8 protein-coding genes are annotated in these 12,568 nt (G+C 49.1%); 5 read left to right on the forward strand and 3 right to left on the reverse strand.

Annotated features, from left to right (window positions below; genetic code table 11):
• Together addA and addB are read right to left on the reverse strand one after the other, a co-directional pair.
• Window positions 1–3,705: a helicase-exonuclease AddAB subunit AddA gene (gene addA, locus Y79_RS0114220; RefSeq protein ID WP_029575329.1), complete on the reverse strand. Its 3,705-nt coding sequence runs from the start codon at window positions 3,703–3,705 to the stop codon at window positions 1–3.
• A complete protein-coding gene (addB, locus tag Y79_RS0114225; RefSeq protein ID WP_016938291.1) occupies window positions 3,692–7,192 on the reverse strand; it encodes a helicase-exonuclease AddAB subunit AddB in 3,501 nt (1,166 codons plus the stop codon). The genes addA and addB overlap by 14 nt, the downstream gene beginning before the upstream one ends.
• Before the next feature lie 141 nt (window positions 7,193–7,333).
• On the opposite strand from addB, the gene Y79_RS0114230 reads away from it, so the two are divergent.
• From Y79_RS0114230 to Y79_RS0114250, 5 genes are all read left to right on the forward strand, one after another.
• Window positions 7,334–8,047, forward strand: coding sequence for a DUF421 domain-containing protein (locus tag Y79_RS0114230; protein WP_016938292.1), 714 nt, complete (start codon window positions 7,334–7,336; stop codon window positions 8,045–8,047).
• A 68-nt stretch (window positions 8,048–8,115) separates the two neighbouring features.
• A complete protein-coding gene (locus tag Y79_RS0114235) occupies window positions 8,116–8,625 on the forward strand; it encodes a ferritin-like domain-containing protein (RefSeq protein WP_016938293.1) in 510 nt (169 codons plus the stop codon).
• A gap of 208 nt (window positions 8,626–8,833) precedes the next feature.
• The gene (locus tag Y79_RS0114240) at window positions 8,834–9,457 is read left to right on the forward strand and encodes a TetR/AcrR family transcriptional regulator (protein ID WP_029575330.1); all 624 of its coding nucleotides are present in this window, start codon (window positions 8,834–8,836) and stop codon (window positions 9,455–9,457) included.
• 15 nt (window positions 9,458–9,472) lie between these two features.
• The gene (locus Y79_RS0114245) at window positions 9,473–10,669 is read left to right on the forward strand and encodes an MFS transporter (RefSeq protein WP_016938295.1); all 1,197 of its coding nucleotides are present in this window, start codon (window positions 9,473–9,475) and stop codon (window positions 10,667–10,669) included.
• Between the two features lie 165 nt (window positions 10,670–10,834).
• Complete coding sequence (locus Y79_RS0114250) at window positions 10,835–11,992, forward strand: AbrB family transcriptional regulator (protein WP_016938296.1); 1,158 nt, start codon at window positions 10,835–10,837, stop codon at window positions 11,990–11,992.
• Window positions 11,993–12,029: 37 nt separating this feature from the next.
• On the opposite strand, the gene Y79_RS0114255 is transcribed toward Y79_RS0114250, so the two are convergent.
• The gene (locus Y79_RS0114255) at window positions 12,030–12,551 is read right to left on the reverse strand and encodes a MarR family transcriptional regulator (protein WP_016938297.1); all 522 of its coding nucleotides are present in this window, start codon (window positions 12,549–12,551) and stop codon (window positions 12,030–12,032) included.
• Window positions 12,552–12,568: the final 17 nt, after the last annotated feature.

The following is a 12,568-nucleotide window of genomic DNA, read 5'->3' on the forward strand; positions in this document are numbered from 1 at the left end:
TTACAGTGTAAGAACGTGACCTCCATCGAAGAAATAGAGCGCACGCCCTTTCACTTTCGTTTTTGTAATTTGTTCAATCGCTTTTGTATACAATTCGATTTGTGTTTCATACCTTTTTTGCAGGATCGGGGCCGCGCCTTCAAATCCGTTCCGGAATTTCCCCTCTATCCGATCTGTTTTATAGTCCAGCAAATAGAGTCCGTCCGCCGTTTCGTAGAGGCAGTCAATAATCCCCTGCACGAGCAGCGGTTCACCGGCCGTTTTTGCATCCTTGTACACCTCGCCGGCCGGAAGCGCCATACTGAACGGCACCTCCCGATCAATCCGCCGCGCCCCGAGAAGGTCTTTCCCGATTTCAGTTTCGAAAAACTGTATAATGTCGTCGATATCAATAGCGTCCCGCTGCTCTTCTGTCAGCAGCTCTTTTTCGTGAAGCGTCCGAACCGTCCGCTCCGCTTCTTCAGCACTCGGAACGTGCGTCAGCGGTATGTGCTGCATCACCGTATGCATCGCCGTCCCTTTTTCCGCGGCCGTCAGCCCCTTTTTCATCATAAAACTGGGACGCTTGTATAAAAGAGTGTCCCCTGACGGTTTGATGAGGGAGCGGCCGCTGTATTCATCCTCGTATTCTTGCTTTCTCTTCAGCTCAGAAACTGACTGCTTCGTTCTGATAGCCGTCAGCTCTCGGTACGGGTATTCCCATTCAAGGAGACGGCGCGCCTGATCATCAAATGAAAACGAATCAGGAATCGGCTCACCCTGCTGAATCGCCTTGAGACGTTTGCTCTTTTCTTCAGCCCGTTCTTTTGGGTTATCTTCCAGCAGTTCACTTTGCTGCAGCATCCGGATGTGAAAACGCGACGGGTCGTGCGCGATATCCTCCGGAGCTGAAAGACCCGGCGGCCTGTGCGCCTCCATGTCACGGTGGCGGATAAGCGCCGGACCGATAAAGTCCAAATAAGATGACGCCTGATAGCGGTCGAATTCAGAGAGAAGCCAATCGGCCCTGTCCGCTTGCGCCTGCCATTTGGCCAGCTGTTTTTCCCGGTTTTTGCAGGAACCGATGAGAAACAGCTTTTCCTTCGCTCTTGTCAGCGCTACATATAACACGCGCAATTCTTCTGATAAAAGCTCTCTGCGCATTTTTTTCTTCATCGCCACAAGCGGCAGAGTCGGATAGCTGATTCTGAGTTCCGGATGAATATACTTTGTTCCGAAACCGAGCTCTTTATCAAGCAGGTATGATTTGTTGAGATCCATCATATTAAAACTTCTGCCGAGTCCGGCGGTGAAAACGACGGGGAATTCAAGTCCTTTGCTGCTGTGGATCGTCATCAGCCGAACGACATCCTCCTGCTCGCTGAGCGCCCGCGCCGTCCCCAGATCATCGCCGCGCTCCTGCATCCGTTCAATGAACCGCAAAAAGCGGAATAACCCGCGGAACGCCGTCGCTTCGTACGAGCGCGCCCGGTCATACAAGACGCGCAGATTGGCCTGGCGCTGCTTTCCGCCAGGCATGCCGCCTGCATAATCAAAATATCCTGTATCGCGGTATACTTCCCAAATCAGCTCAGCTACCGAATGATTCGTCGAGAATGACCGCCACTTTTGCAGATTGTCATAAAATGTTCTCAGCTTTTGATACAGCTCGTCATGTCTGTCACCGTTCGCTATATATGCTTTCAGCGCTTCATAAAACGGCGCTTTTTTCTTTTCCAGGCGTATCAGCGCAAGTTCATTTTCGTCACAGCCGACAATGGGCGAGCGCAGTACGGAAGCAAGCGGAATATCCTGATACGGGTTGTCAATCACCTTTAAGACCGAAAGCGCCGCAGCCACCTCCACGGCTTCAAAATAACCTGACGTCAAATTGGCGTACACCGGAATGCCCTGGTTTTTCAGTTCTTCCATCAATTGCGGCGCCCATGGCATGGAACGCAGCAAAATCACGATATCCCGGTACTGGATATTCCGGTGTGTTTTGGTTTTGCCGTCATAGACCTTAAACGGAGATGAGACAAGCTTCCGGATCTCCCCGGCTATCGCTTTTGCTTCCCAATGCACGGTTTCAAAATCTTCGGCATCCTCGGAGCTGTCTGCATCATCAGCACTGTCAATCAGCAGCAGTTCCGTTTCCGCCGCGTCATTCGGCGGATACGACGCACCGAGCTTCAATGCCGCCTGTTCATCGTAGTCCACTTCGCCGATTTTGCCGCCCATCAGCTGCTTAAACAAGAAATTCGTACTGTCCAAAATATCGGAGCGGCTGCGGAAGTTTCGGTTCAGGTCAATTTTCTGTCCCGCGCCTTCCCCGCTTTCTGTAAACCTTTTATATTTCCCGAGAAACAGCAGCGGCTCGGCAAGTCTGAAACGGTAGATCGATTGTTTGACGTCGCCTACCATAAACAGATTTCCCGCCTCTTCATTCCCGCTTTTCACAAGCTGCAGAATAGATTCCTGCACAAGATTGGTATCTTGATATTCATCAACCAGAACCTCATGGAACTGCTCTTGATAATAAACTGCCGCTTCACTCGGCACCCGCCGGCCGTCTTCATCAGCCGCAGTTAAAATCGCCAGACAGTAATGTTCCAAATCTGAGAAATCAATGATTGATTTTTCTTGTTTCGCCGCTTCAAATCGTTTTCCGTACGAAATCACGAGCTGAACGAGCGTTTCAATGACAGGCTTCATGTCTGTTAAACTCTTTAAATGATCTTGCGGGCTTCTTGTAAAGTAATCGGTCTTTAATTTTTCGATCAGTTTTTTCGCGCCGTTTCGCAAATCGGTCGCTTCATCCAAAAGCGCCTTGTCAAATTCATCACCTTTTACCGCCTTAGCCCGCTTAAATGTGACCGCGGGAACCCGTTCATACAGCGCCTCAAAGTCATGCCGGCAGCTGATCAGCTCTTCTATCTGCTGAAGATCATCCAGAAAATTATCAGCGCGCGGCGCCGGCCCGCCGGGCGCTTTTGTCAGTTCAAGCGCCTTTTCAAGCTTTTGCTTTGCCCCGAAGAGCGCCATTTCAGCATCTTCTCTCACATACTCGTAAAACGGCAGCTCTTCCATTTTGCTTTCTTCCGTCACATCATATAGGCGGACAAAGCTTTTCAGCCACGCTTCAGGATCAGGATGAGACCGTGAATACTCGTACACCCGCTTGACGAGATCTTGAAGATCCAAATCATGCCTGTCCGTCGTATATCTGTCCACAAGCTCAAAAAACGCCTGACTCCCTTTTGCGTATTCATCCTCAAACAGCTCATCAAGGACTTCGTCTCCGAGCAATTCGCCTTCCGTCTGATCAGCCATCCGAAAGCCCGGGTCAAGATCAATCATATAATAATATTTTTTAAGCACCTGCAGACAGAAAGAGTGCAGCGTCGAAATGCTCGCCCGATTTAATAGAGAGAGCTGCCGTCTGATATGGAGAGATCCCGGATTTTTGGCGAGCTCTTTTTCTAATGCTTCAGCGATCCGATGCTTCATTTCCGCTGCTGAGGCGTTTGTAAAGGTCACCACAAGGAGCCTGTCAACATCAACCGGATCTTCCTCCGCGGTTATCTTTCTGATCATCCGTTCCACGAGCACGGCGGTTTTACCTGATCCGGCTGCGGCAGCGACCAGAATATCGCGGCCGGAAGAAACGATGGCGCTCCATTGGTCATCCGTCCATATGCTGTCTTTCGGTTTAGGAATTTGCATCATCATCCGCCTCCTTTTTCAGCCAATCCAGTATGGTGCCGTCTTTTTCCGCTTTCAGGCTGCGGTATTCATTTTCCTTAAGAGACTCATCAAACTGGCACACCGATTTAAACGCACAGTACGTACAAGGCGTCTTATCTTTCAGCTTATACGGGGTAATGGACACAAGCCCGTCCGTTATCGCTTCGCCCGCCTGTTCAAATGTCCGCCGCACATGGTCTGTCAGGAGATGAAAATCCTGTTCGCTGACTGCGGCTGAATCGGATCTTAAAGAACCGTCCTTTTTCAAACCGGCATTAATGATATTTGAACGTCCTTCCTCCAAAGTCGTGTCCATCAGGCTGATTGCCTCCCGGTCACCGAGGAGAAGGCCTTTCATTTTAAATTTCTTGAAAATTTCCTGCTCGATTTCATCAAGCCCCATCGGCAGACTGGCCTGAATCATCGGATCATGGATATGGAAATACAAAACGCCTGCGGGTGTCGCTTTCATGCCGAGCCAATCCGCTGAATGTGTAATCGATAAGTCAAGGTACGTGAGCATTTGCAGAGCGAGCCCGTAATATACCTCAGCCAGATCAAGCCCCTTGTCGCTTGATTTGTAATCCACGATTCTAAGCAGCAGGCCTTTTGAACTTTCCGCTTTATCCACGCGGTCGATCCGGCCGACGAGTTCCATCGTACAGCCGTTTTTCAGCGTGAAAGTGAGCGGAGGCAGCGGACCGTTTCCCCCGAAGCCGAGTTCAAGGCCGATCGGGACGAAACCGCTCGCCTTCGCATGCTCGCTTAATATGCCTGAGACACGCGTGACGATCTTCTGCAGTTTTTCCTTCACATAAAAGTGTCTGTTTGAACTGAGCAGAATTTCTTTTTGCAGCCTTGGCGCAAGCCGTTCCACCGCTTCATAGGAGAAATTCCGGCACTGATCTTTCGTCAGATCGCGCCATTCCAGCTTCTGCTCACGAAGCCGGTCTGAAATCAGCTTGAGGCTGGAGTGAAACAGCTGTCCGATATCCGGCGCTTCCAGCTTGAAAAACTGCCGCTCTTTTAATTGAAGCCCGTGAGAGGCAAAATGAGAAAACTGGCAGGCATTAAACGCCTCCATCCGGGAGACGCTTCCTTTAATGTGCTCGCCGTAAAGCTGGCGCGAAACAGGACGTTCAAGACGCTTCGCCTCATTGCGGAAAAACAGGCTTGAAAACAGCTTTTTCGCGCGCCGGTGATCAGGCTCTTTCATCAGCACATTGTATGCGCTCCACCATACATCACTGATTTCATACTCTCTTGTCCACAGCCTGAGCTGGCTTGCCGTATACGTCTGCGCCACCTGTTTATTGACGAGATACTGAAGCTGCTCTTCTTCGCTTACCTGCTCGGGATCAGCAGCCGACAGTTTTTCCTGATGGTCGGGAAACAGCTCGCCAAGCCTGTTTACAACAATTGACGGCAGGAGCGTTTTTCCTTCCGCATCGGCAATCGGGTATGACACATACAGACGGTCAGACGGACTTGACAGCGCCATATAGATGAGAAAATGCTCATCAAGCAGGCGCTCACGCCCCGCGGAAGACAGCTCCACTCCGACCGCTCTCAGCCACTCCCGGTCATCATCGGACAGCACGCCGTTTTCATCCGGGCGCGCCGGAAGAACGCCGTCATTGGCCCCGATGACAAACGTGCAGGACGTGCCGTACGTTCTTGACAGGTCCATATTCCCTACAAACACTTGGTCAAGCGCAGGGGGAATTAAAGAAAAATGAAGTGATTCCGTTCCCGTTTCAAGCATTTGCTGGAACAGCGCCAAAGACATTTCATCTTCACCCATCATGCCGGCAAACTCCTCGAGAAGCTGGATAACGGCATCCCATGCCTGGCTGTGCTGCTGCGCTTCAATCATGTTTCCGGCCTCTTCGGCCTGCTGCCTTTTCCGGTCCAGCTTCAGGGGAACATCGGTGTCTTCCAAAAAGAGATAAAGAGCTTCCGCCATGCTTTGAACCGTTTTCGCTTTTTTCATCCGGTTTTGAAGCCGGACGAGGGGCGCGGCCATCCATTCTCTCGTCTCATTCAGCATTTGCTCCATCTCTATTTCCTGATCCGTCTGCGCGAAATCCTCATCGAGCGATACGAAGCGCCTGTATACAAACCGCTCGCCGTTCGTCCAGCGCTCCCCTTTAATTCCGTAGGCGATACAATAGTTTTCAAGCTGATCGACCTGCTCTCTTATTTTCTGCACCGGCTGATCAAGCGGGAATAACAGTTCGGTTTTCGCACAGCGGAACACCGCTTCATATCTCCAGTTCCCCTTCACGACATCCAAACTTGAACGGATGAATTCTATAAGCGGGTGATGCTGCATAGAAGCTTTTCCGTCAATAAAATAAGGAAGCCCGTAATCTGCAAACACTTCCTTCAGCAAATCTTTATAATCTTCCGGCTGGCGGATGAGAATCGCCATATCTCTGTACCGGTATCCTCCGTCCCGGACAAGTGATTGAATTTCCCGGGCAATACCCTCAAGCTCGGCTCTTCTGTTTTGTGCCTGTATGACGGTAAACGCTTCCTGCCTGCCGGTATACGCCGCGGCGGGACGCACATCGTACTGCGATTCTAAACAGGCAAGCTCCGGCACATGCTGATGCCGTTTCGTGCCATGCAGTTCCTTGCAGGAAATATCGGCATTCAATTCTTTTGCTGTCTGATAAAGCTTATAGTATGTGCTTCCCGTCATTCTGAACAGATCGAGCTCATCCGGTGCCTGTTCTCCCGCAGGGCTGTCCGCCGTCAGCGAGAATGTGACATGTTCAGCATGCATGATCAGCTGCTCCAGCACCCTTAATTCCTGCGGTGTAAATTGATAGAAGCCGTCGACGTAAACTCTGGCGCCTTTTACAACATCCGCTAATGGAAGCTGCTGGGCGAGCAGCGTCAAATAATCCTCTGAATGCAGATAGTGGCCGGCGAGGCTTCTTTCCATCTGCTGATATAAAATGCCTAAGTCATGAAGTTTTTCAGACAGCATCCGCTCCCCGCGATATTCTGACGCCGTTCCGCTTTCCGCCATGCGGCGGACGTCTTCAGGCTCAATACAGTAACGCTTAAACTCTGTCAGCATCCGTTCCACCTGCTCAGTGAACCCGGTTTTGTCACTCGCTTTTTGATACACTTTAAAATCGTGCTTATGCTCTTCAATCAGCTTCCTCAACAGCATCTGCACACCCGTCGTCGTCACAAACGGACGGTTCATGCCTCCGGTATGCTGAAGCACGCGCCACGCCAAACGCGAAAAACTGAACACTTGAGCGCGTATCATGCCGCCGATATCCGGCGTTTTAGCAAGCTCATATTCCATTAAAAACGTCATTTGATCCGGGACTAGAAAAATGATCGGTTTCCCGAACGGCTCCCGGCGCAGTTCATCTTGAATGCTGTCGATAATCAGCCTCGTTTTCCCACTCCCCGATCTGCCTACTAAAAACTCAACACCCAAATTAGAAGACCCCTCTCTTTTTATCTTTCTACATTTTATCGAAAGTTGACGAAAATGACCAATCTCATCTGCTGGTAAAAACGGGATGACTGTTTTAAAACATATCGTTTTTGACCAAATTAAAGACAAAAAGGATTAAATATGATGTCAGAATATCTCGAAGTGATTGTGCGAACGATTCTGTCGTTCAGCATTTTGTTTATCGGCGCCCGGATACTCGGAAAACAAACCATATCACAGATGACGCTTTTTGATTTCATTGCGGCCATCTCGCTCGGCGCCATCACAGCCAATCTGTCGTTTAATACAAAACTGCCGATTCATTTTACTGTCAGTGCTTACACGATTTTCGTGGTCATCATTTATCTTGTCGCATATCTTTCTATGAAAAACAGAACTGCCAGGGGTTTCTTTGCGGGCAAACCGACCATCATCATTCAAAACGGAAAAATACTTGAGCATAATATGAAAACGATGCGTTATACCCTCGACTATCTGAACCAGCAGCTTCGTGTAAATGATGTATTTGACATTTCTCAGGTTCAGACGGCCATCATTGAAACCAACGGCAGCATGTCAGTGGAGGTCAAACCGGAATTCGCGCCCGTTACAAGACAGGATCTCGGCATTTTTGCAGGACACGAAAAGAACTTTGCCGTTGAGCTCATTATGGACGGCCAGCTGGTGACGAAGAATTTCGAAGAAAACCACGTATCGGAAAAATGGCTCAGAGAAGAATTGGACAAGAGAAACCTTACACCCGAAGAGGTCGTATACGCGGTGCGCGGAAGCAACGGCCGGCTGTTTGTCGATACATATAATGACCATATCACATCGCCGCTTGATCAAGAATAAGCATGACATCCGCACATGTCACGGGCTATCGCCGTATAATACCCTATAAATATCCGGGGGTGAGTCCAATGCACGAGAATTTTTTTCATTATACAGCCGTCTGCGGCGACGACTCTGTTCTTATAAAAGATCTGATAAAATCCATTAACGGCGAATACAGCGCTGTGATCTGCTACTCGATATTAGCCGAAAAAGCGCCGACCGCAGAAATCAGAAGACGAATCGAACATATCAGAGAGGAAGAAATGCGCCACCTGCACGCCTTCTCTTCACTGTATACTTCAATTACCGGAAACCAGTTGACGCCGAAACAGACGGAACATTGTCCGCACACATACAGAGAAGGACTGAGGGCGGCGTTTTATGATGAGCAGAAAACGAATGATTTTTATTTGCAGGCATCCGATAGAGCAGTACACCCGGAAGCGAAGCGGTTATTTGCCCGAACAGCATTTGACGAGCAGCGTCATGCCGTCTGGTTTTTATACGATATGACCCACTCTCCTTCCCACCATACAGGGGGAACGGTATCAAACGCACCGAACACGAGCTACACCCAGGCAAATACCGGGAAATAACGCTCCCCCGCCGGGAGCATTCAGGCCGCAGACAAACCCCATTCTTTCAATAGAAGAGAATGGGGTTTATTTTTCGAGCTGCGTGATCCTCTCTAAAAACGGACAACTTCTTCATTGTATAATCAGCAAAAACACTTTATAATAAAATAAACCAACCGGTCGGTTTTTAAGGAACCGAACCTCACTTGGCGGAAAGGATTTGTTTGATGTGACAAGTACAAAAGGCGGCGCCGGAAAGAGCGAAAAGACGAAGAAAAAGCTCGTATCCGCTTCGCGTGACTTATTTGCAAAAAAAGGTTATTCAGAAACCTCTATTCGGGATATCTTAGAGGCGGCCGAGATCAGCAAAGGCAATCTTTATCATCATTTTAAAGGAAAAGAGTTTCTGTTTCTTCATATCATGGAAGAGGATCACCGCATGATGATTGAGACGTGGAGGGAAATGGAAGCTGACTTGAAAGACGCTGCCGAAAAGCTGACGGGCTTTGCAGAGCTGCTCAGCCGGATGAGCATCAATTACCCGCTGATGAGAGCAAGCGAAGAGTTTTATGCGAGCGCGTTTACGTCAGAGGAGGTCGTAAAACGTCTCAATAAAATTGATATTGAATATGACGATGTGATGAGAGATATCTTAACAGAGGGAAATCAAGACGGCAGCTGGTCCATTCATCATGTCGAATCAAAAGTGAAAATCCTGCTGTCTGTCTTTTACGGTTTGGATGTGTTATATAAAAACGATTCCATTCAGCAAAGAAGAGAATTACAAAAAGAAGCCATCTCTGTGTTTATTCACGGAGTCATCAATGCCGATCAACAGAATCAGGACAGCTGACAAAGGAGAAACAACATGCAAAAACCGATTAGAGAACAAAAAGCTGTACTCATCATCTTATTAAGCAACATATTTATTGCGTTTTTAGGGATTGGGTTAATTATTCCAGTTATGCCGCTGTTTATGAATGTGATGCACTTGACAGGCAGCACAATGGGATACCTTGTCGCTGCCTTTGCCGTCGCGCAATTAATCGCATCCCCCATTGCGGGAAGATGGGTTGACCGCTTCGGCAGAAAAATCATGATTCTCGCCGGGCTGTTTCTGTTCGCATTATCCGAGCTGACCTTCGGGTTGGGTACACATGTCTGCGTTTTGTACTTTGCAAGGGTGCTGGGGGGCGTCAGCGCCGCTTTTATCATGCCCGCTGTTACAGCGTATGTCGCAGATATTACGACAGTGCAGGAAAGATCTAAGGCGATGGGCTATGTATCTGCCGCCATCAGCACAGGGTTTATCATCGGGCCCGGCATAGGAGGATTTATTGCCGATCACGGTGTCCGTATGCCGTTTTTCTTTGCGGCGGGAATTGCATTTATCGCAGTGATTTCCTCTGTCTTTATGCTGAAAGAACCATTAACTAAAGAGGAACGCGCCCAGCAGATGGAAAGCGTCAAAGAGTCAACCTTCTTAAAAGATTTGAAAAAGTCGATTCACCCAAGCTATCTGATCGCCTTTATTATCGTCTTTGTGCTGGCATTCGGGCTGTCCGCCTACGAAACGGTGTTCAGTTTATTTACAAACCATAAATTCGGCTTTACGCCGAAGGATATCGCCGTTATTATTACGTTCAGCTCCATTGTTGCGGTCATCATCCAAGTGCTCGCATTCGGCAAGCTTGTCAACTTCCTCGGGGAGAAAAAAGTCATTCAGCTTTGTCTGGTCATCGGGGCTGTGCTGGCTTTCGTTTCTACGGTGATGTCAGGATTTTTGCCCGTGCTTGCTGTCACCTGTATCATATTCCTTGCGTTTGATTTACTGCGCCCGGCACTGACTACTTTCCTATCGAAAATCGCAGGAAATCAGCAGGGATTTGTCGCCGGAATGAATTCAACATACACGAGTTTAGGAACCATTTTCGGCCCGGCTCTGGGCGGTATTTTATTTGATATGAATATTCACTTCCCGTTTCTGTTCGCAGGCGTGGTCTTATGTCTCGGTCTGGGACTGACCCTTGTGTGGAAAGGAAAGGCCGGCGAGGTTTCGGAGTAGGGTGCACTCCCCCTTCTCCGGAGCTTTTTTTGTTTATGATAAGAAAAATGAATGGATTATGAGAAATAATTCATCATTTATTTATCTCAAAATCTATACTATAGTAATAGTAAGGTTAACGAGCTTAACAATTTAATATGAATGTTTCAGGAAGAAGGGTTTTCATTGAAGAAAGACAAACATCTCCTTACGGATATCTGGTTTATTCTCATCAGTGCGGCAGGGGGGTTTCTTCTTTCGCTTACAGGAATGTCGATCGCCTGGATGCTCGGAACGCTTGCCGCCGGCTGCATCCTCTCCATGACGAGGCCCCGCTGGCTGTTCATGGCGGCTGACAGAAGAGGGATTAACCGCAGATGGCTTGCGGCGGGACAAATGATTCTCGGCATCGAGCTCGGCCAAAAACTGAACCTGTCCGTTCTTTCAGTTTTACGGGATCATTGGCTTCCGGTAGGCTTCATGCTGATTTTCTCTATCGCGATGGCGCTTGTTTCCGGATATGTGCTCTTTCGGTTCAGCCGGACGGACATGATGACAAGCTTTGTAGGCACAGCGCCGGGCGGTTTATCCGCCATGCCCGGTATCGCTCAGGAAGTCGGCGCAAACACCGCGATTGTAAGTCTCATTCAGCTGACACGCGTCCTTCTGGTTGTCATGACAATACCGTTTCTCGTCATTTTCTTATTTACCAAACAAAACGGTACGGCTCAGACATCAGCCGGAGCCGTTTCAGCAGGAGCTTCACATCCGGGCCTTATTCCCGTCTTGTTAACGGCCGGATTTATTTTGGCTGCCTGGCTTGCAAGTAAGGCCGCCAAACGGCTGAAATTTCCTGCCCCTTGGCTGCTCGGCAGCATGATCGGCGTTGCTGCCGCGGAAATCGGCGTGTCCGCCTTAGCGGGAAAAGACATGCTGGCCTGGTGGCCGCCGGAAGCGAACCAGCTGTCACAAATTTTTCTTGGCGCCACAATCGGTTCAAAAATGTACAAAAGCATGTTCACCGGCGTGTCCAGAGTGCTTACGATCGGATTTATTTCCTCCGTCGGATTAATCGCCGCAATGATTCTGAGTGCGGTTGCCGTTTCTAAATTAACGGGCATCTCCATGATTACATCCGTTCTCGCCTTCTCTCCCGGCGGAATCGCCGAGATGGCGGCGACTTCGATCACCCTGCATGAGGACTCGACTTTCGTCGTCGCGGTTCAGGTCATCAGGATCGTTCTCGTCATCGCCATGCTTCCGCCCTTCTATCGCCTGCTGCACCACCTTTCTCAGCTGAAAAAGGCGCACGGCGATAGAGGCCGGGCAGAAAGAGGAACATGAGCCGGATAAAAAAACACGCATAAGGATGCGTGTTTTTTTATTTCAACAGCTGCCCGACGCCATTTACAGAGCGCCAGTTTGCTGAAAGATCACGGAACAGCCGTTCAGCAAATAACAGTTCTTCATCTGTATAGCGGTCCAAAAATGCCAAGAACCGCTTTTTTATCATTTCGTGGTATTCGTGATGAAGGGAATGCAGCTCTTTTCCGGCAGGAGTCAGCCGGAAATAGACTTCTTTTTTATTGTCGCTCAGCCGGGTTCTGCGCAGAAATCCGGCTTCCAAAAACTTCGCGCAGCTTCTCGACACGGTCGGTTTTGTCGTCTTCATTTTTTCTGCTATTGATGTGACATTGATCGGTTCATGATCTCCGATACAAGATAAAATGTGTATTTCCGTCAAGGTCAGCTGAAGTTTTTTGCCGTTTTCTTCTCGGAGTTCGTCCATCCGTCCGGCTAATGACGCCCTGATGTCCTCCTGACACCTCTCCTGCTCGTGGAAAATGTCTGTCAGCCCCTCAAGAATCATGTGTTTTGCATGGTCTGGCTGTCTTCTGTCCAACTGCTGAGTCACCCTTC

This window comes from Bacillus siamensis KCTC 13613 (assembly GCF_000262045.1).
Taxonomy (GTDB): domain Bacteria; phylum Bacillota; class Bacilli; order Bacillales; family Bacillaceae; genus Bacillus; species Bacillus siamensis.

Coding starts and splice junctions, on each gene's coding strand:
- Y79_RS0114245 (WP_016938295.1), top strand. CDS start 9,473: ATGCAAAAACCGATTAGAGAACAAAAAGCTGTACTCATCATCTTATTA.
- Y79_RS0114230 (WP_016938292.1), top strand. CDS start 7,334: ATGATGTCAGAATATCTCGAAGTGATTGTGCGAACGATTCTGTCGTTC.
- Y79_RS0114235 (WP_016938293.1), top strand. CDS start 8,116: ATGCACGAGAATTTTTTTCATTATACAGCCGTCTGCGGCGACGACTCT.
- addA (WP_029575329.1), bottom strand. CDS start 3,705: ATGCAAATTCCTAAACCGAAAGACAGCATATGGACGGATGACCAATGG.